The 24,479-nt window shown below is 58.4% G+C and carries 20 protein-coding genes; 4 read left to right on the top strand and 16 right to left on the bottom strand.

Annotated elements, in window-relative coordinates; translation table 11 throughout:
- Positions 1 to 2 precede the first annotated feature (2 nt).
- The 9 genes from aroC to R0125_RS06940 all read right to left on the bottom strand — a co-directional run bounded on the left by aroC (position 3) and on the right by R0125_RS06940 (position 9,826).
- Complete coding sequence (gene aroC / locus R0125_RS06980) at positions 3 to 1,097, bottom strand: chorismate synthase (protein WP_248181109.1); 1,095 nt, start codon at positions 1,095 to 1,097, stop codon at positions 3 to 5.
- A gap of 36 nt (positions 1,098 to 1,133) precedes the next feature.
- A complete protein-coding gene (gene prmB, locus R0125_RS06975) occupies positions 1,134 to 2,036 on the bottom strand; it encodes a 50S ribosomal protein L3 N(5)-glutamine methyltransferase (protein WP_317237655.1) in 903 nt (300 codons plus the stop codon).
- A 90-nt stretch (positions 2,037 to 2,126) separates the two neighbouring features.
- Positions 2,127 to 3,275, bottom strand: a complete 1,149-nt coding sequence (locus R0125_RS06970; protein WP_317237969.1) for a patatin-like phospholipase family protein — start codon at positions 3,273 to 3,275, stop codon at positions 2,127 to 2,129.
- A 74-nt stretch (positions 3,276 to 3,349) separates the two neighbouring features.
- Entirely contained in the window at positions 3,350 to 4,264 is a 915-nt protein-coding gene (locus R0125_RS06965; protein WP_317237654.1) for a DUF4892 domain-containing protein, read from the bottom strand.
- Positions 4,254 to 5,174, bottom strand: coding sequence for an alpha/beta hydrolase (locus R0125_RS06960; protein WP_317237653.1), 921 nt, complete (start codon positions 5,172 to 5,174; stop codon positions 4,254 to 4,256). The genes R0125_RS06965 and R0125_RS06960 overlap by 11 nt, the downstream gene beginning before the upstream one ends.
- Before the next feature lie 23 nt (positions 5,175 to 5,197).
- Complete coding sequence (locus tag R0125_RS06955; protein WP_008171779.1) at positions 5,198 to 5,548, bottom strand: PilZ domain-containing protein; 351 nt, start codon at positions 5,546 to 5,548, stop codon at positions 5,198 to 5,200.
- Between the two features lie 122 nt (positions 5,549 to 5,670).
- The gene (gene holB, locus R0125_RS06950) at positions 5,671 to 6,684 is read right to left on the bottom strand and encodes a DNA polymerase III subunit delta' (protein ID WP_317237650.1); all 1,014 of its coding nucleotides are present in this window, start codon (positions 6,682 to 6,684) and stop codon (positions 5,671 to 5,673) included.
- A gap of 17 nt (positions 6,685 to 6,701) precedes the next feature.
- A complete protein-coding gene (locus R0125_RS06945) occupies positions 6,702 to 8,798 on the bottom strand; it encodes a DUF3488 and transglutaminase-like domain-containing protein (RefSeq protein WP_317237649.1) in 2,097 nt (698 codons plus the stop codon).
- The gene (locus R0125_RS06940) at positions 8,798 to 9,826 is read right to left on the bottom strand and encodes a DUF58 domain-containing protein (RefSeq protein ID WP_248181104.1); all 1,029 of its coding nucleotides are present in this window, start codon (positions 9,824 to 9,826) and stop codon (positions 8,798 to 8,800) included. Before R0125_RS06940 ends, R0125_RS06945 begins: the two co-directional genes overlap by 1 nt.
- A 203-nt stretch (positions 9,827 to 10,029) precedes the next feature.
- Here R0125_RS06940 and R0125_RS06935 point away from each other — a divergent pair, with 203 nt between their 5' ends.
- Entirely contained in the window at positions 10,030 to 10,659 is a 630-nt protein-coding gene (locus R0125_RS06935) for a hypothetical protein (protein WP_317237647.1), read from the top strand.
- Positions 10,660 to 10,794: 135 nt separating this feature from the next.
- Here R0125_RS06935 and R0125_RS06930 read toward each other — a convergent pair whose 3' ends face one another.
- Together R0125_RS06930 and R0125_RS06925 are read right to left on the bottom strand one after the other, a co-directional pair.
- Positions 10,795 to 11,673 (bottom strand): DUF6160 family protein, encoded by an 879-nt coding sequence (locus R0125_RS06930; RefSeq protein WP_248181102.1) that lies wholly within the window; start codon positions 11,671 to 11,673, stop codon positions 10,795 to 10,797.
- A gap of 170 nt (positions 11,674 to 11,843) precedes the next feature.
- Positions 11,844 to 12,452: a hypothetical protein gene (locus R0125_RS06925; protein WP_317237645.1), complete on the bottom strand. Its 609-nt coding sequence runs from the start codon at positions 12,450 to 12,452 to the stop codon at positions 11,844 to 11,846.
- 381 nt (positions 12,453 to 12,833) lie between these two features.
- On the opposite strand from R0125_RS06925, the gene pabB reads away from it, so the two are divergent.
- Positions 12,834 to 13,994 (top strand): aminodeoxychorismate synthase component I, encoded by a 1,161-nt coding sequence (gene pabB, locus R0125_RS06920; protein ID WP_317237644.1) that lies wholly within the window; start codon positions 12,834 to 12,836, stop codon positions 13,992 to 13,994.
- Positions 13,995 to 14,000: 6 nt separating this feature from the next.
- On the opposite strand, the gene thrH is transcribed toward pabB, so the two are convergent.
- Positions 14,001 to 14,618: a bifunctional phosphoserine phosphatase/homoserine phosphotransferase ThrH gene (thrH, locus tag R0125_RS06915; protein WP_317237643.1), complete on the bottom strand. Its 618-nt coding sequence runs from the start codon at positions 14,616 to 14,618 to the stop codon at positions 14,001 to 14,003.
- A 197-nt stretch (positions 14,619 to 14,815) separates the two neighbouring features.
- Between thrH and R0125_RS06910 the strand changes: the two genes are divergently transcribed.
- The gene (locus tag R0125_RS06910; protein ID WP_248181098.1) at positions 14,816 to 15,544 is read left to right on the top strand and encodes a phosphoadenylyl-sulfate reductase; all 729 of its coding nucleotides are present in this window, start codon (positions 14,816 to 14,818) and stop codon (positions 15,542 to 15,544) included.
- Here the strand turns inward: R0125_RS06910 and cysB are convergent.
- Positions 15,538 to 16,515 carry an HTH-type transcriptional regulator CysB gene (gene cysB, locus R0125_RS06905; RefSeq protein ID WP_248181097.1) on the bottom strand — a complete coding sequence of 326 codons (978 nt, stop codon included), beginning with the start codon at positions 16,513 to 16,515 and terminating at the stop codon, positions 15,538 to 15,540. The genes R0125_RS06910 and cysB overlap by 7 nt on opposite strands.
- A 260-nt stretch (positions 16,516 to 16,775) precedes the next feature.
- Between cysB and R0125_RS06900 the strand changes: the two genes are divergently transcribed.
- Entirely contained in the window at positions 16,776 to 19,502 is a 2,727-nt protein-coding gene (locus R0125_RS06900) for a LuxR C-terminal-related transcriptional regulator (protein WP_317237642.1), read from the top strand.
- Between the two features lie 267 nt (positions 19,503 to 19,769).
- Here the strand turns inward: R0125_RS06900 and dinG are convergent, their stop codons facing one another.
- The 3 genes from dinG to R0125_RS06885 are packed head-to-tail and all read right to left on the bottom strand — an operon-like array spanning position 19,770 to position 24,396.
- On the bottom strand, positions 19,770 to 21,962 hold the full coding sequence (gene dinG, locus R0125_RS06895) for an ATP-dependent DNA helicase DinG (RefSeq protein WP_317237641.1): 2,193 nt from the start codon (positions 21,960 to 21,962) through the stop codon (positions 19,770 to 19,772).
- On the bottom strand, positions 21,962 to 22,633 hold the full coding sequence (locus R0125_RS06890; protein WP_317237640.1) for a general secretion pathway protein GspB: 672 nt from the start codon (positions 22,631 to 22,633) through the stop codon (positions 21,962 to 21,964). The genes dinG and R0125_RS06890 overlap by 1 nt, the downstream gene beginning before the upstream one ends.
- Positions 22,633 to 24,396: an ExeA family protein gene (locus R0125_RS06885; protein ID WP_317237639.1), complete on the bottom strand. Its 1,764-nt coding sequence runs from the start codon at positions 24,394 to 24,396 to the stop codon at positions 22,633 to 22,635. The genes R0125_RS06890 and R0125_RS06885 overlap by 1 nt, the downstream gene beginning before the upstream one ends.
- Positions 24,397 to 24,479 lie beyond the last annotated feature (83 nt).

Raw genomic sequence — 24,479 nt, 5'->3', positions numbered from 1 at the left:
CGTCAGAGCTGGCCGAGTACCGGCGTGGGTACCACGACATCACCGTTCTGACCACGATGCCGAAGGTAATGATCCATCAATACGATGGCCATCATCGCCTCGGCAATCGGCGTCGCCCGGATACCCACACACGGATCGTGGCGCCCGGTGGTGATCACCTCTACCGGATTGCCGTGCACATCAATGCTGCGACCAGGTATCCGCAGGCTCGACGTCGGCTTCAGCGCGATGCTGGCAACGATGGGCTGACCGGAGGAAATACCGCCCAGAACGCCACCCGCGCTGTTCGACAGAAAACCCTCGGGCGTCATCTCATCCCGGTGCTCGGTGCCTTTTTGCTCGATACAGTCGAACCCGGCCCCGATCTCCACACCCTTGACGGCGTTGATGCTCATCAGGGCGTGGGCGAGATCGGCATCAAGGCGATCAAAAATCGGTTCACCCAGGCCCGGCGGTACGCCTTCGGCAACCACATTGATGCGGGCTCCGATGGAATCGCCTTCCTTGCGGAGCGCATCCATGTAGGCTTCCATTTCCGGGACCTTGTCCGCGTCCGGGCAAAAGAACGGATTCTGATGCACCTGATCCCAATCAAACTTTTCGGCTTTGATCGGCCCAAGCTGTGACAGATAACCCCGAACCGTAATACCCAGGCGCTGCTCTAAAAACTTTCTGGCCACCGCGCCTGCGGCCACCCGCATTGCCGTTTCCCGGGCCGAGGAGCGGCCGCCACCCCGGTAGTCACGAACGCCATACTTGTGGGCGTAGGTGTAATCGGCGTGAGCCGGACGGAACTGCTCGGAGATTTTCGAATAGTCCTTGGAGCGTTGATCGGTATTCTCGATCACCAGGCCGATAGGCGTGCCCGTGGTTTTACCTTCGAACACCCCGGAAAGAATCCTGACCTCATCCGCCTCGCGGCGTTGCGTGGTGTGACGGGAGGTGCCGGGCTTGCGGCGGTCGAGATCCCGCTGCATATCGGCTTCGGAAAGCTCCAGGCCCGGAGGGCAGCCATCAATGATGCAACCCAGCGCGGCCCCGTGGCTCTCACCAAAAGAGGTAACCGTAAACAATTTTCCGAATGTGTTTCCCGACATGATTCAGTATCTTATCCAGGTTTTATAAAAAGATTCTCAGGAATTGCTCTGCCATTGACGCAGCTCATCCCCGTAGATCAGGAAGACCCCGTCACCACCGTTTTCAAATTCCAGCCAGGTAAACGGCAAATCCGGGTACGCCTGCTCAAAGGCTACCCAGCTATTGCCCACCTCAACGATCAACAGGCCGCCCGGGTTCAGATGGTCCGCGGCATGGGCAATGATCCGGTGAGCAATATCCAGACCGTCGCTGCCCGCTGCAAGACCCAGTTCCGGCTCATGACGGTACTCGGCCGGCATGCTGGCAAGATCCTCGGCGTCGACATAGGGCGGATTGCTCAAGATAACATCGTACCGACCTTCAACGCCGTCGAAGACGTCCGCTTTTACCGTGCGGACCCGATCCTGGAGACCATGAAACTCGATGTTGCTGGCGGCCACGTCCAGTGCATCCGCTGAAATATCCGCCAGGTCCACCTCCGCCTCGTCAAAAACGGTTGCCGCACCAATGCCGATACAGCCACTGCCAGTGCACAGATCCAGCACACGCTGCACCGGCGCCTCACCCAACCAGGGCTGCAAACCGCGCTCGATCAGCTCACCGATGGGAGACCGTGGCACCAGAACCCGTTCGTCCACGTGAAAGGGCATGCCCATGAACCAGGCCTCACCCAGCAGATAGGCCATGGGCACCCGCTCTTCGATACGCCGCTGCATACGACGGAGGATCAACTCCCGCTCTGCCAGTATCAGCCGGGCGTCCAGAAACAGCGTGTTGTTTTCCAGCGGCAGGTTCAGTGTGCGCATCACCAGCTGAACGGCTTCATCCCAGACGTTATCGGTGCCATGGCCGAAATACAGAGGCGATGCGGAAAACGTCGTGGAAACATACCGGAGGTAATCCCGCACGGTGTAAAGCTCGTCAATGGGGTTGGTCACAATGTTCGGGTTCCTGCCAAAGTGCGTGAGTGCAAAAGTGGCCGGTATTATACGCAGTTTGTTCGCCACACTGCAGCCCCACCGGCTGAGTCAGAGTGCCAACGGTCCCGAGCTGGTGCGGCTCTCCTCGTAACGATCCAGCGCTGCCGCCATGCGCTCGCGGCCGAGCTGAATCAGTTCCGGCGCTTTATGATAGTCGTAGGCACGGCAGGCGTTTTTCGGAACGTTAACCAGCAGATCCGGGGGATAACCCGCGATCTTGTATTGCACCAGGGCGCTCTGCATGGTTTCGATGGTGAGGTTCATCACATCAAACTTGCCAATGCCCAGCTTGTCCCAGTCAATCGTTTCATGGGCCTGCTCGGCCTCTTCCGCTGCCTTGCTGACGGCCACACTGTGTTTGTCATGCTGGCGTTTCTCGGACTGATTTTTCTCCACCGCCTTGCTGATTTTGTCCTCAGCGCTGTCGTCGCTGGGCAGGCCGCTCTTCTTGCCGGTGAGGGTCTTCAAGGCATCCCAGTCAAACCAGCGTGACGCCTTGTCTCGCAATACGTCGACCCATTCATCCGCGTCACCGGCGTCACCGAAGGCGGCATCCGGAATCCGTCTGCGTCGATCATCCTCACCGCTGAGGTTCACAGCAACGACCATATCGGCATGAGAAGAAATGGTGGGAATGATCGGCAATGGGTTCAGCAGCGCACCGTCTACCAGCACACGTCCGTTGAGGACCAGCGGCGTCACTACGCCGGGAATCGCCACTGATGCACGAATCGCCTGATCAAGCGGCCCTTCCTGAAACCAGATTTCCTTGTGCGCCAGCAGGTCGGTTGCCACCGCCGTAAAGGCGATGGGCAAATCCTCTATCCTGGTATCACCCAGCATGTCCCGCACCACGGAGAAAATCTTCTCGCCGCGGATAGCGCCCACTGAGTTGAAGGTCACATCCAGCAACCTCAACACATCGAACTGCCCGAGACCAGTGACCCAATCCTTGTAGTCTTTCATTTTCCCCGACGCGTACATGCCACCGATCAACGCACCCATCGAGCAACCGGAAATAGCAATGATGTCGTAACCCCGCTCCTGCAGGATTTCAATAGCGCCGATATGAGCATAGCCACGCGCCCCGCCGCTACCAAGCGTCAGCGCGACGGTTTTCCCTTTTCCGGGCAATGTGGGCTTGCGCGCCAAACTGGACGCCGCTTCCGCAGCAGACAGGTCCGAGCTCTCCACCATGGCTGAGGCGCCGTCGCTGACTCCGCCTTGCCCGGAATTGCGAGGCCCGGGCGATTGATTGTCGTTTGAGTTACTCACTGGTCTGGCCCCGTGATTACCACGATTTCAATGCGGTCGCCCTGCCGCTCAGGTAATGGAATGATGACCGCAGGTCCGACGTTGATCAGTGTTTGTCGCGCCCGGGACACGCCGGTTTTGTCGAGCACTTGCGACAGCGACTCCAACGCCTCTCCCGCACGCGCCAGGGCGTCATCCAGATCTTCATCAGCACCCAGGGTTGCATACCCGGTCAATGTCGCCCTGGCGCCTTTCTCGTCCATCCAGTTGCTCAGCATACGACGGTCGCTGGCGCTCCAGTCAAACCGATAGGTTATACCGCCCTGCCAAGGCACGATGATCGGGCCGCGCACTCGGGCATTGGCGGAATTCAGGCCGGGTATCGCAGCACCCTCACCCGCTTCCAGATGCTCAATCCAGACATATTCACGCTGGTTACCACGGGTAACGGTGTACACCAGGGTCAGCCAGGTCTTACCAGACGGGTCCGTCACTGCCGCAACCAGGTAATCCTGATCGGCGTCACGACCATACAGAGTCGCCTGGTCGAAGATCTGGTTTGCCCACACGTTGCTGCGCCCGCAACTGCGGCCGCTGCACTCAAACAATACCTGAGCCCCTCGGGCCTGAAGCACTCTCTGGTAATGCTCACGGGCCTCTCTCCGGCTGGAGTCCCGGGAGATCTCGTGAAGCTGGCCGACGCCGCGAACCGGAATTCGTGCCATTTTATCGGAACGAATCTGGTTGTTCACTTCTCGCACCGGACTGAACAGGACCAGGTGTCCCGATGACACGACCGGCACTTCCGCCTCAAGAGAAGATTGGGCAAAGGCCTCGGGGATACTTGCAGGATCGGGCTCGACCGCCAATGCAAGTAAAGGAAACAGAAGCAGCACGGCGCCGGCCAAACGGATAGCGATGTTACGAGTCATGGTTAATAAAAGCCCTGATTGCGTGATTGACCGGTTCAACGTCGCCATCAAGATGGCAATGGTGCCCACCGGCGACGGTGATGGTCTCAAGGTGGGGAATGGCGTCCAGGCGGGGTTGCCAGCCTTCACGCTGGGCCAGCAAACCGTGTTCTGCACGAATGAACAAGGCGCGAGTCGTCAGTTTGGCCAGAGAGGCCAGCACCTGGGTTTCTTCCAGCATGATCGGTGACGGATGACGCAGCCTTGGATCCGTGCCCCACACGTAACCACCGTCAACGGCTTTCATGTTTCTGGGGATCAGGGTCATGGCCGCCTCGGTGGAGAGCGGACTCAGACCGCCCTCCCTGGCCTTGCCGGCGGTGCGGGTGTCCGGGTAAACCACCGGTTTTCCGGAGCCGGCCAGCCGCTTTTTGATGGCTTTGCGCAGTTGGGGAATGGTGTCGGCGGATGGCCGGCTGATCGGCCCCAGGCTGTCGATCATCACCAGGCTCCGCACGTGTTCCGGGAATGCGGCGGCATAGAGGACGCAGACTATCCCACCCAGTGAGTGACCAACCAGATCGACCCGACCTTCAGGCCCTTCGGCAAAATGTTGCGCGATCAGCTCTGCGAGGTCGGCGACATAATCCATCAGCAGATAGCTCTGCCCGGACGGGCGATGCCCGGAATGACCATGACCCGCCATGTCGATACCAAATACATTCCGGGATTCAGCCAGGGAAGGTGCCAGTCGGTCAAAGGTCAGACAGTTGTCCAGCCAGCCATGAAGCATCAGCACGGGGCAGGCACCTGCCGTGGGGTATTTCGCTGGCCAATGCAGCCCCGCCAGCTCAATATCCTGCAGTGGCCAGGTCACCTCTTCACAAGGCGCAGTGTCAGTGTCTTCGGGATTCAGAGCAGTGTCAGTCATCAAGGATGGGTAGTGGCTTCCAGTTACATGGTGTGGGTAGGTCGGTCAGAACTCAGCGAACCGGCCAGATAGGATTCTATTTTGGTTCTGGCGGTTTCGTCATCACCATTGAACTGTACGCCAATACCGGCTGCCCGGTTTCCTTGGGCACCTTTCGGGGTGATCCAGATAACCTTGCCAGCCACCGGAATTTTTTCCGGCTCATCCATCAGGTTCAACAACAGGAACACCTCGTCACCGAGTTGATACTGTTTCTGCGTCGGTATAAACAGCCCGCCCTGCCGGATATAGGGCATATAAGCGGCGTAAAGCACCGCCTTGTCTTTGATAGTGAGGGTCAGAATGCCACTTCGTGCGCCGAAACCGGGCCCCATAATTCACACCTTCTGTCTGGCTATGTATCTGTTTGTTGTTGGGAATTTGTCGAATTCCGCAATATTTCCCAATGATAGCAGCAGTGACTGTAATACGCTCTTTCTGTTGTGCCTCCGCACGGTCAGGCGGGCACGCGCCTCTTGACGGGCATCAGCCCTTGCCAGGCAATCAGAAGGCGCCCGGCCTCCAGCTCAGGATTCACGTTATATACCGCCGCGGAACGGGCTTCATGAATCTGGTCCAGTAACTGATGGGCCCGCCATGGCGGATTGTTTCTGGCAAGGTATCCCAGCATGTCCGCCGCGTCCGAATCCAGGGCGTGTCCGCCGGCGCCCAGCCTCGCCAGATCGGCGGCCCAACGCTCAAAAAGCCATAGCGCCGCATCCAGGCCCAGCGTTTTGAAGGGTTTTGCGGCCTCACCAACGGTCATCTGGCCCTTCATGAATTGCCGGAAACACTCCAGAGCCTGGTCACGCTGCGCGAGAAAGTCGCTGTTGAGATATTCCAGTGCAAGTCTGGGCGCATTGGCGGCCATGGCCAGGGCTTTGACGCACTCTGCCGCAGCAGGGCGAGAATCTTCCTCCAGTTCCATGACCCGAGACGTCAGCCAGCGGGCCGCGTCGTCTTCCCCGGGAGTGGGAATCAGCATGGACTGACACCGGGAGCGGATGGTAGGCAGCACCGGGCGCCCGCTCTCCTGCAACAGGATCAGCACCACATCAGCCGAGGGCTCTTCCAGCGTTTTGAGCAGGGCGTTGGCCGAGTTGATGTTGAGTTGATCGGCGCGGTCAACAATGGCGATTTTACGGTGGCCGACCTGCGGTGAGGCTACGGCAAAGGACGACAAGGCCCGAATCTGGTCGATCTTGATCATCCGCGATTTTTCCGGTGTGTAAACCCGTATATCAGGATGGGTGCCCGCCGCCACCAGTTCGCATTGCTTGCAGCGACCACAGGGGCGGGCCAGGATGCCTCCACCTTTTTCCGGTTGATCGCAAATCAACAAAGACGCCAGGGCATCGGCGAACAGGCGCTTACCCACACCCCGCTCACCGTTGACCAACAGGGCGTGCGGCAGCCGATTCTCATCAAATCGCTTCTGCAGGCTGGCCCAGGCCCCGTTCAGCCAGGGCATTGATAAACTGTCTATATTCAACCTTCTGACCTTGCTGGCGTTTTTCGTGCTGTATTGGCTTGCCCGGAATCACGCTGAAGCTGCCGGCGCATCGTCGACAGCAAACGCCTCATGGCATTCCGGGAATCACGTTGGGCCACAGATTCGCTGCCATAGTAATGCTTGTTGACCAGCCGGGCAAAAGATCGCGCCGTGTTGCTGGCGGCGGGCCTTGCCGCGCCGATTCGTTGTGCCAGCTGAACGGGCGTCTCCCCCTGCCGCACCGGGATACCGCTGCGCTCGCACAACCGGTGCCACTGTCTGATCAGGCGGACCATGGGATCGCGCGACCCGCTGCCACGAACCTGCCAGGCGGACACCAGCCCGGCAATTAATAGCGCCAGCCCGACGATGCCGGCCGTGGCGTAACCAAGTTCCTTGAGCCCCATGCCGCCTGGCAGACGGGACATCAGATCCATCTGTGACTGCCCCTGATAACCTACCACCCAGCGCTGCCACTGGTAGTTGATCCGGTCAACCTGGAGGGAAGCCCACTGCAGGACGGCAATATCACCGTAGCGCTGAGGGGACGCCCATTCATTTTCCAGAAACGACCCTTCGTCGGCCACAGCATCCCGCAAGCCCAGCTCAATTCGGTCCGGAGCGATGGCGGCGGTAGGGTCGACCCGCACCCAACCCTGCCCCTGAAGCCATACCTCCACCCATGCATGGGCATCATACTGGCGCACGATCAGATACTCGTCATCGGCACCGGGATCTCCCCCCTGATAACCGACAACCACCCGTGACGGAATTCCGGCGGCACGGAACACGAAGGTGGCGGCGCCGGCATAATGAGCACAGAACCCGCGCTTCTCGTCGAACAGTAAGGTATCGACGCCATCGTTCGGCATGGCCGGCGGGCGCAAGGTGTAAAAGTATTCCTGCTCACGGAACTTTGACATCAGCGCATTGACCACCTCGCGATCACTCGCCGCGGTCGCTCGCAGATCCTCCGCCAAATCGCGGGCGCGGGGGTTCCCCTCTGACGGTAGTTGCAGATAACGCCTGACGTTGTCAGGTTCGGCCGTGTCCGTCCGTGTGACCTCGGCGGCCGCTAATTCCATCCGATAACGGACCGATGAATCTGCCGGCCGGCGGAAGCGGAACAACGAGTCATCAGCGCTGAGCACGTTGTCAGAAACGGCAACAGAGTTTTCCAGTGCGAACGCCCAGGTCTGGTCCGTGGGTTCCAGCAGCACATCGTATTGACCACGCTCCAGCTCACCCGCACCGCCGTCAACAGCAACGCGGCCGGGTCGGCGGAACGGCTCTTCACGGCCCTGGCGCCAGGTTTCTCCATCCAGGTAATCCAGGATCAAGCCGCGCCAGTAACGATCACGGTAGGCCGGGAGCTCCTCCCCGAAGGTGGCGCGAAAGGCACGCTCACTGCTTTGCGCCAGATTCGATATGTCCCCGGGGCGCATGGTGTCGCTGATGCCCGTGCGCGCCTGTCCAGACACCATCGGGACGCTCCACAGCGGCGCCATGCGTGGAAAGAACACAAACAGGAGAATCACAATGGGCAGGGTTTTCAGGAGCATCATGCCCAAACGGCGCCAACCGGACGCCATGGTGTCAGGGAGATCCGGCGCATTGAGTACCTGCAGGCCTACCAGCAGCAGGCCGACGGCAAAGAGATTAAGCACCGCCCAGTAGATTTGCTGGTGAAACAGGAAATTCACTGTTGCGAGGTACACAAGAATGAAGAACAGAACGTAAAAGTCGCGCCTGGAACGGGTCTCGAGCCACTTGAGTCCGACCGCCAGCACAAAGAACGAGGCCGCCGTATCAACGGTAAAGCGACCCTGGACGGTGCCGACGTAAACCGTGATAACCACCAGCATGATCCCCGTTTTCAACCATTTACCGGGGAGTCGGACACGACCGCTCTGTGCCATATAGCGCCAGCCCGCAAGCACAACACAGGTGACCACCAGCCAGATGGGTAACCGATCCCATTGAGGCACCAGTAACACCGCAAAGCTGGCTATCAACCAGAGCAGCGCCCGCGTCGGCAATGCCGGCGCATTGCCGTGAATTCCGCTGGTGGCAGCCAAGCCTGACAAAGCCATTATCCGGATTCTCCCACTGCAAATTCCTGCGTGGTTCCGGTTTGCCGGGTGCCGAAGGGCGCGGAGGAATCATCCCGCGGCTTTTCAATGCCGAGCACCGCCAGACTTTTCAGGCACCGGGCGACATGCGCCGGTCCGGTATCCGGCTCGATCATCTGTCCTGGCAGGTTCAGGCCAAACGGCGCTCCGCTCCGCCCCCGCTCCAGCACCTGAGCCGTGAGATAACTCAGGCGCAAATCCATGTCCACGCCCGGAAAAGCATGAAAATCCAGCCAATGGGGACTGCCCTGCTCACCTTCCCAATCTGCGATCACCATCTGCCCGGAACGGGCGTAACGTTTCCAGAGCACACGCTGACTCGGGTCGCCTTCGCGCCACGGGCGCATGTCCGCATGATCGTTACCCTCTACCGAGCGCGCGCTGGACTGGTCGTCACCGTCAGTTACCGTGCTGGGCGCTTCCGGCGCCGGCACCGGCCGCGGGTAGACAATGGCGCAGGACACCGGCCTGACCCAAGACCAGGCTTTGAGAAGTCCGAACGGAAACCGGGTCTCGACACGAATACGATCCGGCCGGAAATAACCACGCTGATGACAGGCCAGTGCGATCGTCATGTCGGCGGCCTGCCGGGCGGGGACGTGTTGCTGGTCCAGTGTGTGACCGTCGGAACACAGAGAAATGGCGACCGCATCGTGTTTCCCGGAAACAGCCCGGAAATGAAAAGGTAAAGAATCACCGGCGAACCCCTCCCCGGTCTTCACCAGTGTCAGCTCGAGGCCAGCGAGATTGCGGTGGGTCTGATGCATGGCGGCCACCATGATGGCACCCAGCAGGAACGTCAGCAGATAAATCAGGCTGTTCTGGTAGTTAATGCCGGTAATGAGCATGATCAGCAACAACACACCAAACACCACGCCGGCACCGGTTGGCAGAATAAAAATATTGCGCTGGCTGAATACCTGTTTATCGGTACGGGGAATCCTGCGGTTCACCCACCGCTGCCACCGAACTCGTAATGCCTGAAACATAGAGCATCCTTGAATCGTGTTACCCCTCGCTGACAGGGTTTTCATAACAATACTGACAATACACAGGATGTGATCACATTACCGCCACAAAGCCCTTGAATTTGTGTCGGGCAATCCGAATACTGATTATTAAGGGAGCAGACTGATCGAAGTATCCTCAGAAGCGCCTCATTTTCGTGGATCACAAGCCAAGAGGCTACACCATGACACGCCGAACTTCCCTCTCAATCGCCATCATCAGCACAGCCGGTGCCGCGCTGTTCAGCAGCAGTCTGCTGGCCGGTGTTCAGACCATGACCTCTGACGAAATGGTCGAGACCTACGTCAAGGATTCTGCCGTGATCGTGGTGCCCAAGGATCAGCGTAAAAGCGAGGCTGATCGCCAGCGCATCATTCGGTCGTTGACCATCTCACCCGGCGAGCCGGTCCTGACGGAAGCCGAGGAGGAAGCCTACCGGGAGGCAATGCAACGTTACCAGCACGAGGGCACGTCGGATGCGCTGGAAAGCGCAGAGGAAGAATTCCTGCGCCGTGCACTGCTGCTACCCCAGGAAGAATTGGCCCGGGCGCGCCCACCGGCAGACTTCACACCCCCGATTCAGCCGATCATTTTTGGCCAGCAGGCGCAGATCCCCGACGAGCCGTTCACCCAAACATTCCTGAACGATCAACTCGGTGTCGGGTTTGATGGCCAGAATCTGAACTTTTCCATAGGTAACCCTCCTGGGATTGACCGGATCGAAGTCCCGCAGGCCATTAACGAAGGGCCCGTGACCCTGACGCCGCGGCCCGGCGGCGGATTTGATCTGTCCATTGCGGTCCCGGATCGTTAACTGGGCACTTTACTTTAACGGGACGCAAAAAAACGGCACTGGAAAGTGCCGTTTTTTTTGCCTGGACGGTACTCATCCAGAAACAAAAACGCCCCGCCTAAGCGGGGCGTTCAACACCATAGGTGTCAGGTCAGCTTAGTGACCGTAAACAGCCAGCTTGGTGTCGGTGATCGCCAGGTTGTCGATGGCGAACGAACCGATGGAAGTTCCACCGATTTCAACAGCACCGATGGACATGTCCATGTAGACGTTGTTCACGTCGATACGCAGCACGTCGGTGGCAGTTGATGCGCCCAGACCAGCACCCTTGTAGACGTCCAAGTTCACGTTAGCGAAACCAGCTAGAACCTGTGCTTCCTTGGAAGTCGGATCCAAACCGAATTCGCCGTCAGCATCAGCTGTCATTACCGAGCCATCACCATCGTAGTCGAAGTTACCGCCTGCACCGGAGATGGTCATGTCACGCACGCCGATACCCAGGAATTCAACGTCGAAATCCATATCCTGCACGTCAAATGCAGCTACGATGTTAAGGTGGTCAGTAGCGGTATCCACACGGATATCCAGTTGAGCAAGGTTACCGTAGCCGCTCATGTTAGAGATCAGCGTGGTGCTGTCTGAACCGGTAGTACCAGCCAGAAGCTCCATGGACCCAACCTTCAAACCCCAGTCGATCGGATTACCATCGAGAGTCGCTACGTGAATTACAGCGTCGCCGTCGTCTGCAACATCGATGTCAATTTTCAGCTGGTCCAGCAGGTCATTGTAACCCGCAGCTGCACCGTCAGTAGTTACACCGGCACCACCAAGGATGATGTCGTTGACCGCGAACGAGCCTTCATCAGTGTACTTGAACTGTCCGATGCTGACTTTGGTTTCGAGCTCAATGGTCACACCGGCCTGACCGGTAATGTTGCCCATTGCGCTGTCATCCATGGCTTTCAGGTCAGCGTGAGCTGCAAAAGGAGCAGCGGCTACAGCCGTTGCGAGTGCGATTTTCTTCAGGCCTTTCATATTTATCTCCTTATAAACTCATGTTGTTATTATCTGAGTTTGTATTTTTCGTGGAGTCCCTTACCCCACGAGGCCATTTAAGATTGTTTTACAGTCCTAGTCCGTGACTGCATTCACACTTCTTAACGCATTGCTTACAACCTGAAACAAACGGGATTCACATCTCATCTTCAGATTTGATTCGTGGGCGCCTGCCCTCGATCGTCATAGAACATCTCAAAGGGCTTTTCTTTTGTAACAGATTGAGAATAAAAAACTTTTCCATCTTCGATGGTGTAGGGGATGATCTTGTTCCCGGCAATACCGAGCCGGTGCTCATGTTCGATAACCAAAGCCTCAGCTTTCTCGCCCTCTTTAACCTTGCCGGTGTACAGAATGACGGCAGCATTGATCTTACCTCGTCGGGCGATCGACTTCAGCGCGGCCCGATACATCAGAATTCGCACACTTGCGGGCGTCTGGCCGGTCTGGCCGTCAATGTTGATCCGCTTGATGGTCTCGCCATCGTTCAGCAGCATCCAGGCGGCTGGCATAGTGCTATCGTTTTCCTGCAATCCTACTGTGTACTCTTGCGTCGCCTTTTCCGTCAACCTGACCAGCTGTTCCTGCCCGACAATTGCGTATCGTGCCAATTCCTCACTGGAAAGCTTGCCATCTGACAGAACACTGTTTTCAGGTATTTGCACTTCGATCTGTTCCTCCTCAGCGGCAACTGATAGGGGCAGAAAATTCACAGCGGCGAGTGCAACACCGAAAATGAAACGATTCATCTTTTGCATGACAGGTGTCCTTTTTATTTTGATCTGATTTCCACATTTGAAACCTATAACTCGGGTAAAATACCTTGGCGTATCAACCCACCGATCTGAGCAGAACATACTGCTTTATTATTAGATCAGTGCGGCTTTACGCCTCACAATGCCCGTTTTGTGGCCTGTGTATCATCTTCTATATTTCACGGGGAAATTTTGAGCCTATCTGTTTCCAGACTACTTACCCGAGAGGAGTACCAGAGACTTCAGGCGCAAGCGTCTGGGGCACCGGATTTCGCCTACATAGGCAGTACCGGTGAGGGAAATGCACGGGGTCTGCTTTGTGGCTTCTCCGCCCTTGCCTGCGAATCCATAACGGTCAACAGCAAATCGTCGGACCGGGCCAGATTGTCCGGACTCGCCGACGAGATGGAACAGGTGGTCGAAAAATACGCACTCGACTCGTCAATAGCGGCGGACTTTCTGAGCGGTGGCTGGATCGGTTTCCTGAGCTACGAACTCGGTTATGTCAGAGAAAAACGCCTGGCGCCCCTGTGCCCGAATGTCGATACTCCCCTCTTGCATGCGGGCTTCTATCTCTGGACTGCCAGCCACAACCGCACAAGTGGGACGTATTATCTGTGGATTCACCCGGCATGTGAGCAACGTACCCTTGAAACGCTGGCTCGCTGGTTGCAGTCCGATCTTGCCCCCGGGCCCGCCGACTGGACAATGATCCGGCCTTTTGCCCCGCGGCAATCCGCACGGGACTACCGCGATAGCGTCAGCGCCATTCGAGACTACATCAGCGCAGGTGACTGCTATCAGGTGAACCTGTCCCAGGAATTCAGCGGAGAGTTCCGCGGCAATCCCTGGCACGCGTTCCAGGCGCTGGCCGCTGAAAACCCGACACCCTACAGCGCGTTTATCCGGGCCGGCGGGCAGAGCATTCTGTCGGTGTCTCCGGAGCGGTTTCTGGAAATTCGCGGCAAAACGATCCTGACCAGCCCCATCAAGGGCACCCGACCACGCGGCGATACGTCCGCACAGGATGTGGCCTACTCGAACGAACTGCAGGCATCGGAGAAAGACCGCGCCGAGAATCTGATGATTGTGGATCTGTTGCGGAATGATCTGGGCGTCAGCGCCGAGGCAGGCAGCGTGTCCGTGGACGCCTTGTTTTCACTGGAGTCTTACCGCAACGTTCATCACCTGGTGAGTCACATCCGTGCCACGCTTCGGGAAGACGTGTCGCCGATGCAAGCATTGATCGATGCGTTTCCCGGAGGGTCGATCACCGGTGCCCCGAAGATCCGCGCGATGGAGATCATCCGTGAGCTGGAGCCGCACTGGCGCGGGCCGTACTGCGGATCGGTATTTTACCGGGGATTGAACGGCATACTGGACAGCAACATCGCCATTCGTACGCTGCTGTGTGACGACGCGGGTACCATCCGATGCTGGGGAGGCGGAGGGGTGGTCGCGGATTCCGATCCGCAGGCTGAGTATGAGGAGACGCTGACCAAAGTGCGTCCCCTCATGGCTTTTCTGGAGCAGTTCAACACTTGAGACCGATCAGGTCTCGCTGTGCACCGCACTTGCTTTCAGAAACTCCTGCCTGAGTTCCTCAAACGTATGCACCGCCGGAAACTGCGGGAATTCATCGATCACGTTCTGCGGTGCGTGGAACAGAATGCCCGCTTCAGCCTGACCCAGCATGGTGGTGTCGTTGTAGGAATCACCGGCCGCAATGACCCGGTAATTGAGCAGCTGGAACGCCCGCACCGACTGGCGCTTCGGGTCCCGCTGACGCAAGAGGTAATTGGTGATCTGCCCATTCTCCGCCACTTCCAGCTTATGGCACAGCAGCGCCGGATAGCCCAGCTTCTTCATCAGCGGCATGGCAAACTCGTAGAAGGTGTCTGACAGAATGACCACCTGAAACCGCTCTCGCAGCCAGTCGAGGAATTCCCTGGCACCGGGCAGCGGGTCCAGCTCTCCGATCACTTCCTGAATCTGTGGCAGGCCATAACCATGCTCGTCCAACAGGCGAAGACGCTGTTTCATCAGCACGTCGTAGTCGGGAATGTCGCGGGTGGTTGCCCTCAGTTCCTCAATGCCGGTTTTTTCTGCAAACGCGATCCAGATTTCCGGGATCAGTACGCCTTCGAGGTCAAGACACGCGAGTTCCACAGTGTTCTCCTGCTAATCAAGTCAGTAGTTACAGCGCCGATGAGCAGCGCGGCGGGTAGTCGGCACGTATGATAAGAAAATACGCCGCCGAATGCATCGTGCATCTTGCCCGCTATAAGGTTATACAACCAGATTCCTTCAGGCCAGCAGCGGTTAATGGTAGATTTATCACACATTTATCACGGACAACCCTTCTCATGACTGATATTGCATCGTTACAACAGGAACTGGACGGCCAAAGCCCGCGCGCCATCCTGAAAGCGGCCCTGGCCAGATTCGATAACATTGCGATCTCGTTCAGTGGTGCCGAGGACGTAGCACTGATTGAAATGGCCCACAAGCTGACAGACAACCTGCAGGTTTTCACTCTCGACACCGGTCGGCTGCACCCGGAAACCTACGAGTTTGTCGAGAAAGTGCGTCAGCATTACGGCATTGAGATAGAGGTGCTGTTTCCGGATGCCACGGAGGTACAGGAGCTGGTGAACGGTAAGGGGCTGTTCAGCTTCTATAAAGATGGCCACGGTGAGTGCTGTGGCATCCGCAAGGTCAATCCGCTGAGGCGCAAGCTGGCCACGGTGGATGCCTGGATCACTGGCCAGCGCAAGGACCAGAGCCCGGGTACCCGCAACGAGGTGCCGGTGGCGCAGATCGACAGCGCCTTTTCCAGCGATACCCATCAGTTGATCAAATTCAACCCACTCGCTGACTGGACCTCAAAAGAAGTCTGGGATTACATCCGGATGTCTGAGGTTCCCTACAATGCCCTGCACGAAAAGGGGTTTGTCAGCATTGGTTGCCAGCCCTGCACCCGGCCAATCTTGCCGGGCCAGCATGAGCGGGAAGGACGCTGGTGGTGGGAAGAGGCCACACAGAAAGAGTGTGGCCTGCACGCAGGTAACCTGATCGCGAGTGACAATCAGTAAGTCGGCAGATTCACGTCCTTGAACAGCTCTTCGATTTCTGAGCGACTGCCCTGATGCGCGACCGCCTCATCGACACTGTCCTTGGTGAGATGAGGCGCGAAGCGCTGAATAAAGTCGTACATATAACCCCGCAGGAAGGTGCCCTTGCGGAATCCGATGCGGGTTACACTGGGACGGAACAGCTTGCGGGCATCCAGCGCGACCAGATCGGTATCCACTTTTTCATCAAAGGCCATGCTGGCGATGATGCCAACACCCAGGCCCAGGCGGACGTAAGTTTTGATGACATCGGCGTCCGCCGCCGTAAACACCACTTTCGGGGTCAGTCCCTGTGACTGAAACGCCTCATCCAGCTTTGAGCGGCCGGTAAACCCGAACACATAGGTCACCAACGGGTATTTGGCGAGTTCCGGCAGCGTCAACTCGGAGAGCGCTGCCAGCGGGTGATTCCGCGGCACGATAACGCTGCGATTCCACCGGTAGCACGGCATCATGATCAGGTCGTTGAACAGCTCCATGGCTTCTGTGGCAATGGCAAAATCTACTGCGCCATTAGCCGCCATCTCCGAAATCTGCATGGGTGTGCCCTGGTGCATGTGCAGAGATACGTCAGGGTAGGCTTCGATGAACCCGCTGATCACCGGTGGCAGCGCATAGCGGGCCTGGGTGTGCGTGGTGGCAATACTCAGATCGCCCTTCCGCTGATTGCTGAATTCCTGAGCAATCTTCTTGATACCCTCGACCCGTCGGAGAATCTCTCCGGCCTCTCGAATGATGATCTCACCCCCGGGCGTAATGCGGGTGAGGTGCTTGCCGCTGCGCGCAAATACCTCAAGACCCAGTTCGTCCTCGAGCAAACGGATCTGTTTGGAGATCCCCGGCTGTGAAGTGAAAAGGCTCTGGGCGGTTGCCGATACATTGAGATCGTGGTGTGCCACTTCCCAGATATAGCGCAACTGTTGTAATTTCATCGACCCTGTCGCTCCCCTGAACGCCCGCAAATGTCGGGCCGCTTGTGCTCTGTTCCTGCGGCCCTGCCGTAAGGAACAGAATACGTATAACAATAATATTTTTCATTCTTTTTGAGTATACAAAACCTGTCTCAGTCAGTTTAGACCAAAAATCGAATAACGCCGCATCGCTAATGACGTTTTTGCAGCTCTCTCCCTTGACTTCAGTGTGACAAAGCACACAATCCGGTATCGACACTTCAAGCGCATTCAGGGAAAAGATGCTTCTCACCACCAAGTTCCTCAGACCCACCTCAGACCCCCGTGCCGTAAGGCGCGAGCGGTTATACGGTCTGTTGCAACCGGGGGCTCCCAAGCGTCTCAACCTTGTGGTCGCGCCGGCCGGTTTTGGCAAAACCACCCTGGCCAGCCAGTGGTGCGCTCAACTCGGGTCTTCTACCGCCTGGCTGTCCCTCGATGAGCATGACAACGAACCCAGGCGTTTTTGGCAATACATGACCGGTGCCTTCGAACACAGCGGACTGGCAGGCATGGACACCTGTCGTCAACAACTCAGTCACTGCTCGCTTCAAGAACTTGAGGGCCCGATCACGGCCCTGATCAACGCCCTGTCCAGCGACGGTGCCAACTGGTCACTGGTTCTGGATGACTTCCATTTCATCCGAAACCCGGAAATCCAGCGCCAGCTGGCGTATTTCGTGGATTACCTCCCGCCCGGGGTCACCCTGACTCTCACCTCGCGAACCGAAGCCTCCCTGCCGCTCGCGCGTTGGCGGGTCCGACGCTGGATTGAAGACGTGCACCCTGCTCTGCTCGCCTTCTCCGAGGACGAGTGCCGACGTTTCTTCCGGGAGACGATGGAGATGGAGGTGTCCGAACATGACATCCGTCATATTCTTCAAAAGACCGAGGGCTGGGTGGCTGCCATGCAGCTCTCCGCGCTGACAGGCGCGACGGATGCCAGCGGCTCGCCCACCGCCTCCGCCATCTCTGTGGATGTCGACGAGCGCAGCATTAACGATTACGTGCTTACCGAGGTGCTGGAGCAGCAGCCACAGGCAATCCGGGATTTTCTGACCAGCACCGCCTGCTGTCCGCGCTTGTGCGCATCGCTGTGTGATCGCGTACGCGACACATCAAACAGTCAGACGATGCTTGAGCAGTTGCTGCGCCAGAACCTATTCCTGATCCCTCTGGACACCCGAAATCACTGGTTCCGATACCATGACCTGTTCCGGGATGCCCTGTTGAAAAGGGCGTGGGCGCGCGATCCGGAATCGGCCCGCCTACATTGGCAGCGGGCCGTGCAGTGGCTGATGACCCACGATCACGTTCAGGAGGGCATAGCCCAGATCGTTCGGCAACAGGACTGGACCTGGCTGGCACAGGTTCTTGCTGAACACGGCAACAACCTGATTCATGGCGGGTATCACCTGCCCGTGCTGCAATGGCTGGATGCCTTACCCGTGGCTACCGTGGACGACAGCCCCCAATTGCAGATGCTGCGAATCTGGTCGCTGTTCTTTGCCAACCGGGTGGACGTGTTGGAACCCTTGTTGTCAGACCTGGAAGACATGCTCGACCGCCGGGTGGCGGACTCCCACCCGGATGCGGAGGGTGCGCTGGGCCTGCAGAGTGAAATCTCACTGATTCGCTCCTACCTGGCGCGCACCCGTAGTGACGAAAAAAGCGCGTCAGATCTTACCCAACAGGTGCTTCGGGATATCGACCACACCCGTATTCCGCTGAAATCGGTAACCTACTACGGTGTGGGTCTCGATTATTACGGCAAGGGGGATCTGGCATCGGCCCAGGAAGCGCTTCGTTCAGCGGTAAGATACGGCGAGCTCGAACGCAAACCCAGCACAGTCCTCTCCAGTGGCGGATTGCTGGCGTGGATCCAGTACAACCGCGGAGATATCGATGAGGCGCTGGAAACCTGCACATCGGTTCGCCGCTGGGTCGACCAGCATTATTCTGATCCGTCCCAGCCCAGGCTGATATCCTGCTGGCAGAACAGCGCACTGACCGAGATCTACCGGGAACGCAACGAACCCGAGCTGGCGGCATCGCACCTTGCGCCGCTGCTGGACCACGTCACCAACGGCACCGAGCCTGGCCAGCATGTCATCATTCAGTATGTTCGCGGCCACCTGGCATTCAGCGAGGGGCGCCATGAGGACGCCATATCGGCCCTCGAGGATGCAGTATCGGTAGCTCGGCGACGCCGCGATCACATCGTGTTCGAGCCACCGGCGTGTTCGGCCCTCTTGTCTCGCTGTTACCTTGCCTCGGGGCACCCTGAACAGGCCATGCAATGGGTTGATTCGGTGAAAGGCGAGGCATTTTCCAACCCCCTTAATTTCGAGCAGAACCAGATCAGCACCGCCCGAGTTCTCGTGGCGTCACATCGCGCTGACGAGGCAATTGCACTGCTCACCCCGATGCGCGCAGGCGCAGAGAGGGATCAGCATTTCCGTCATCTGGTGGAAATCCTTACCGTGCATGCGGAGGCCCTGTACTGCGCAAACAGGACAGAGGAAGCGGATGAGATACTGACACTGGCTGTAAAGAAAGGGGCGGAGGCGGGCTTCATGCGGATCTTTGCCGAGGAAAGTGCGGCCATTCGCCAGCGATTGCTGGACCTCCCGGCGCTGCATGCGCCGTCAAGTTGGAACGGCCGTGTGCTCGACATGCTCCGGAATCTGGACCCGGTTGCCCCTGAACGGGCCGAAGTCGCAGAACAACGCCCGCACGTAAAGCCGCCCGAATCAGGCAATGACGCCCTTGCCGAACCCCTGAGCCAACGGGAATTGGAAGTTCTCGAATTGATTAACCAAGGGCTTGCCAACAAGGAGATTGCCACGCGGATGACTGTCGCCCCGGCGACGGTAAAGGCTCACATCCGCAATCTGTACGGCAAACTTGGGGTCAGTCGCCGCACGGAGGCACTGGCAAGAGCGCGGGAACTGGGATTGCTGGATTGACGCCGTCATCTGGCGGCATCACGTTGTGATGCACGTCACAGTTTTCCCGGAGTAATCCGCCCCACTACGCCCTTTGGACGATCCGGGTACGCCCCGCCTTCTTCTATGATGATCCCCATGGTGAGGCGAGCCCTCACCGGGAATTCTGAAACTTCAGGCCTTCAGACTTCTTGTTCCGCGTTGTTTCGACGCCCGGGTTCTAAACGAACCCCCTTTGACAAGAGCCGCTCCTCATCGAGTGGCTCTTTTTTTATGGGCAGGGAACGGTCAGTGCTCGATGATCCTGCGGAACGGCGGTAGCGCGTCCAACAGCAGTTGGCCGTACCGGCGTGCAATAATGCGGCGGTCAAGAATGGTCACCCGTCCGGTGTCCTGCTCGGTGCGCAGCAGTCGGCCCACGGCCTGCACCAGCTTGATGGAGGCGTCCGGTACGGTGATTTCCATGAACGGATTGCCACCCCGCTGAGTCACCCACTCGGCGAGGCTGGCCTCAATGGGATCATCCGGCACCGAAAATGGCAGGCGTGTGATTACCACGTGGCCGAGGTACTTGCCGGGCAAGTCGATTCCCTCGGCAAAACTCGCGACGCCAAACAACACGCTGGGTCGCCCCTCATCGACGCGGGCACAGTGCTGGCGCAGCACTTCGCCTTTGGCCATGTCGTCCTGGGTGACAATCAGGTCCGGGTATTCCGGCGCCAGCGCATCCCGCACAAGTTGCATTTGCCGGCGGGAGGTGAATAGCACCAGCGTGGCCTTCTCCCCGGCCCACAAGTCCGGCAATCGTGACACCAACGCGTCCGTGAACGCATCATCGGTGGGCATGGCGGTCATCGCCGGCACTTCCACCGTGGCCATTTCGGCATAGCGGAAAGAACTGGGCACCACCAGGAAGCGGCTGGCCTCCGGTAGACCCGCCCTCGCCTGAAGGCGGTCGAATCGTCCCAGCGCTGTCAGAGTGGCGCTGGTCAACACCGCGCCGTAGGCCCGCGACCACAAACGGGAATACAACAGGTTGTCTGCCAGTACCGGGCTGCTATAGAGGGTGATATCTTCAGCATGATCCCAGCGCTGGCGCACAGCCCAGCGGGCCGCTGGTGGGCTTTTCAGCTTTGGCCTGGGCTTTGACGGCGCCTCCTCGCCAGACGCGCCCTCCTCGGCTTTCACTGCCGTGGGCTCACACCAGGCTGCCCAGAGTCTCAGTTGCTCTTCCGAACGCGCGTGAAAGGATCCGATCACCGGGTACCAGGACTCCGCCGTCTCCCGATCCACCTCATGCTCTTTACGCTCATCAAAGGCTTTCTGCAGCTCGTCCGCCAACACGCCCAGCTGACGAACCAGGTTGGCGGTTACCAGGCGCGCGTTTGCGGCCAAATCCGCCAGTGCTTCCGGCAACTCACCTTCCGGATAGCGCCACTGGGCAGAACGACGTTCCTCACTGAATTCCCAGCCGGTATTCTGCTCGGCTTCGTCGTAGGCCTCTGTCAGCGCCACGTCCACCTCCCGGGAGGCATGGCTGACACGATCAATGGTCTTGGCCGCCAGCGTCGTCGGCGACAGGTAGGGTTGCATCTTACCCAGGGCCTGCGAAAGCTGCTTGAGCCACTGGCGCGTGGCATTCAGCGGAACCGACGCGGCGAAGTGGTTGAGGGCCTTGTCGGGCAAATGATGGGCTTCGTCAAAAATGAACAGGGCATTCTCCGGCTCCGGCAGAATGGCGCCGCCGCCCAATGCCAGATCCGCCAGCACCAGATCGTGATTGGCCACCACGATATCAGCATCGTCCAGGTCTTTACGGGCGTCGAAGAACGCACAGCTGTCAAAGTAGCTGCAATGCCGGTTGGTGCATTGGCGGTGATCGGTTGTGACCTGGCGCCAGACGTCATCGGGAATCTGGTCAGGCCAGTGGTCCCGATCACCATCCCAGGTGCGGGACCCGTAGCTGGCCAGCATTTCCTCAAAGAAGGCACGGGTGCCCGGCTCTTCATGCCCAGGGCCGTCCAGCAGAAACAGCGGCATGGTATCGCTGTCGCCGTTACCCTCATCGTGCAGTCTTGCCTCCAGCCGCGACATGCAAAGGTAGCGTCCGCGGCCCTTCGCCAGGGTCCAGGAGAAGTCCATTTTACTGTGTTTCTTGAGATCCGGCAGATCCTTATGAACGATCTGGTCCTGCAACGCGACCGTGGCGGTCGAGATGACCAGGGTCTTACCCAGCGCCTTGGCAACCGGAATGGCCGCAATCAGGTAAGCGAGGGTCTTCCCGGTACCGGTACCGGCCTCCACCACACAGGCCGACGGCGGAGAGGTTCGCTGGCCATCATTTTCCGTGATATCGCCCATATACCGCGCGATTTCCGCAATCATCAGGCGTTGACCGTAACGGGCACGAATATCCTTGCCTGCCAGCACGTCCCGGTAACTTTGCTGAATCTGCTGCTTTGTGTCGTCAGCGAGGGCCATCAGCGGGGGCTCATCCAGTCACGTACCACACCCACGCGAAAACGGCGGCCTTCCTTGCTGAGTTCCACCCCCTCTTCGGTGATGCGCTCAACGCGAATGCCGGAAAAGCTGTCGCCTACCCGCATGTACTGGTTGTTGATCATTACCCGTCTCGCCGACGGCTCTGAGGCGTAGATGTGACTGTTGAACTTCAAATCGGGAATGCTTCTCTGAAAGGGCACGGGTAGTTCAACAAGATGCGGTACACGGCCCTCCGGGATTTGCTCGGATTCAGCGGGGAACGCCACCGGCAACCTGCGGTCCGGTACAATAATCGTAGGCGCCAGCCGCGGCTCCGGCTCCCCGGTCTCAGCGAGTTCAGGCTCACCCACCGGGGGCACATCGGGCAGGTTAACCGCAGACATTTCCTGAGTTTCCGTGGTTTCCTGAGTTTCTGGCACATCCCGTATCTCCGGCGCAGCAGACGTGCGAATCTTCTCCGCCATCACTGGCCAGAAAATGAAGGCCAGAACCACGGCATTGATGATCAGGGCAATCGTGATCCAGACAGCAGGCGGGACCGATTTCTTTCGCGGTTTATGAATGATCTGAACCTGCTGGCCCAGGTCAGGGACCTTGCCCTGACGACGCTCGCTTTCGGATTTTCTGAGGGCGTCGAGAATGTAGGACATCAGTTCCCTCCACCCGATGCGCCGTCGCTGAGCCGCGGGAGGTCTGCGTCCAGATCATTATTAATCTGAATGAGGGTCATGGGCCCGGCAATGCCATCCACCGTCAAGCCTTTCTTGCTCTGAAACCACCTTATCTGCTCGGTAAGGTCCATCCGATTGATCCGGTCGTTCTCTGTGGGGTCAGTGCTGTGAAGCTCGGCCAATTCCATCATTCTGGCGGCCATGCCGGCACGGGCAGCCGGGGTCTCATCGCGCTCACCCAGCATATAGGACGGCAACTGCCAGAGCACGGTGAACTTTCCGGTCCAGAGGCGCTCAAGGGAACCGACACTCACCGTCTGCGAACCGTCCGCGGTGATCAGCACCCCCTCCTCACCGTTGATGCTGCGCAGTACGGCATAACCGGTTGCCCCCCTCCGACCTGCTTGGGAATCCTCTCCCGTAACCTCTTCAGTATTGCGCAGCTCCAATATGGCGGGTCTGTCCAGGAACGAAAGGCTCCGCCAGGTGCCCTGACGCTCGAGGCATCGTAAATTGTTTGTCACGGCAAACAGGCACTCGGCAGGGTTTTCCGAGGGCGAATACTCCAGATCCCAGATTGAGAACAGCAAACGGTAGGCTCCGGTTCGCGAGCTGGTCTGGCGGGCGAAATCCAACGCTGGAAACGTCGGGAGGTCGGCCTGCGCGGGGTCTTCTTTCTGGTTCTGGTTCTGGTTCTGGTTCTGGTTCTGGTTCTGGTTCTGGGTCTGGGTCTCGCTCTCGATCGCGTCCTCGAGGCGTTCGATGGCACCTGCCAGTGGTTGTATGGTTTCGCTGGCTTGCGGACTCGGCGACACTGCATCGGAATTCCAGCGATCGAGCAGCAGTACAGTGGCAAAAAGCGCCAGCAAAACAGATGCCGATATCATCAGCCAGTGACGCTTGTTCCCCCCGCTTCGAGAGGTAACTCTGGCAGACAAACCACCGTTGACCTCGTGTGCGGCCGTGCGGATGTGCCTGCGGGTAATGACGTGTTCGCCTTCCGCATAGGCCCCCAGCAAGGCTCGGTCACTGATCAGGTTGACCAATCTCGGAATGCCGTCACTGACGCGGAACAATGTCTTGATTGCCCCGGCGCTGAAAATATCGGCCCGCAGCCCCGCAACACCGAGCCGGTAGCGCAGGTAGCCCGGCAGCTCGTCCGCAGCCAGCGCATCCAGGTGATAGCGGGCAGTCACTCGCTGGTTCAACTGACGAAGCTCCGGTCGCGCCAGCAACGCCTGAAGTTCCGGCTGCCCCAGCAGCACAATCTGAAGCAGTTTTTTTTCAGCGGTCTCCAGATTGGTCAGCAGCCTCAGCTGTTCCAGCACGTCTGCGGAGAGGTTCTGTGCCTCGTCAATCACCAACACTTTGTGGCGGCCCGCCGCATGGGCTTTCAGCAGGTCGGCGTTAATCAGATCAACCAGCTGTTTGATGCTGGCACCCAGGGGGTGAGAAATTTCAAGCTCATCGCAAACCGACGACAGCAACTCGCGCGCGGACAGCCTGGGGTTGAGGATCAGGGCGATGTCGACGTGGTCGGGTACATTTTCAATAAAGCAGCGGCTGACGGTGGTTTTCCCTGTGCCCACCTCACCAGTAATGACAATAAATCCGCCCTGCCCCTGGACGCCATACATGAGATGCGCCAAGGCTTCTTTGTGGCGCTCACTCAGATACAGGTAGCGGGGATCCGGAGCAATCGAAAACGGGGGTTCCCGAAAACCGAAGAAATCGTAGTACATGAGTGTCCAGTCAGATGCTCAGGCGGAGAAAGAAAAAGTCGCAGGGACAGACGTCGCCCCCGATGACGCGATCATCATACCGC

The organism is Marinobacter sp. M-5, assembly GCF_032911545.1.
Classification (GTDB): domain Bacteria; phylum Pseudomonadota; class Gammaproteobacteria; order Pseudomonadales; family Oleiphilaceae; genus Marinobacter; species Marinobacter goseongensis.
The sequence above is the reverse complement of the archived record's forward strand: the minus strand, read 5'-3'. Positions and strand labels throughout refer to the sequence as shown.

Excerpts from the sequence above, each read along its gene's own strand:
- aroC (WP_248181109.1), bottom strand. The coding sequence starts at position 1,097 with ATGTCGGGAAACACATTCGGAAAATTGTTTACGGTTACCTCTTTTGGT.
- R0125_RS06970 (WP_317237969.1), bottom strand. The coding sequence starts at position 3,275 with ATGGTGGAGAGCTCGGACCTGTCTGCTGCGGAAGCGGCGTCCAGTTTG.
- R0125_RS06965 (WP_317237654.1), bottom strand. The coding sequence starts at position 4,264 with ATGACTCGTAACATCGCTATCCGTTTGGCCGGCGCCGTGCTGCTTCTG.
- R0125_RS06960 (WP_317237653.1), bottom strand. The coding sequence starts at position 5,174 with ATGACTGACACTGCTCTGAATCCCGAAGACACTGACACTGCGCCTTGT.
- R0125_RS06955 (WP_008171779.1), bottom strand. The coding sequence starts at position 5,548 with ATGGGGCCCGGTTTCGGCGCACGAAGTGGCATTCTGACCCTCACTATC.
- holB (WP_317237650.1), bottom strand. The coding sequence starts at position 6,684 with ATGCCCTGGCTGAACGGGGCCTGGGCCAGCCTGCAGAAGCGATTTGAT.
- R0125_RS06945 (WP_317237649.1), bottom strand. The coding sequence starts at position 8,798 with ATGGCTTTGTCAGGCTTGGCTGCCACCAGCGGAATTCACGGCAATGCG.
- R0125_RS06940 (WP_248181104.1), bottom strand. The coding sequence starts at position 9,826 with ATGTTTCAGGCATTACGAGTTCGGTGGCAGCGGTGGGTGAACCGCAGG.
- R0125_RS06935 (WP_317237647.1), top strand. The coding sequence starts at position 10,030 with ATGACACGCCGAACTTCCCTCTCAATCGCCATCATCAGCACAGCCGGT.
- R0125_RS06930 (WP_248181102.1), bottom strand. The coding sequence starts at position 11,673 with ATGAAAGGCCTGAAGAAAATCGCACTCGCAACGGCTGTAGCCGCTGCT.
- R0125_RS06925 (WP_317237645.1), bottom strand. The coding sequence starts at position 12,452 with ATGCAAAAGATGAATCGTTTCATTTTCGGTGTTGCACTCGCCGCTGTG.
- R0125_RS06910 (WP_248181098.1), top strand. The coding sequence starts at position 14,816 with ATGACTGATATTGCATCGTTACAACAGGAACTGGACGGCCAAAGCCCG.
- cysB (WP_248181097.1), bottom strand. The coding sequence starts at position 16,515 with ATGAAATTACAACAGTTGCGCTATATCTGGGAAGTGGCACACCACGAT.
- R0125_RS06900 (WP_317237642.1), top strand. The coding sequence starts at position 16,776 with ATGCTTCTCACCACCAAGTTCCTCAGACCCACCTCAGACCCCCGTGCC.
- dinG (WP_317237641.1), bottom strand. The coding sequence starts at position 21,962 with ATGGCCCTCGCTGACGACACAAAGCAGCAGATTCAGCAAAGTTACCGG.
- R0125_RS06890 (WP_317237640.1), bottom strand. The coding sequence starts at position 22,633 with ATGTCCTACATTCTCGACGCCCTCAGAAAATCCGAAAGCGAGCGTCGT.
- R0125_RS06885 (WP_317237639.1), bottom strand. The coding sequence starts at position 24,396 with ATGTACTACGATTTCTTCGGTTTTCGGGAACCCCCGTTTTCGATTGCT.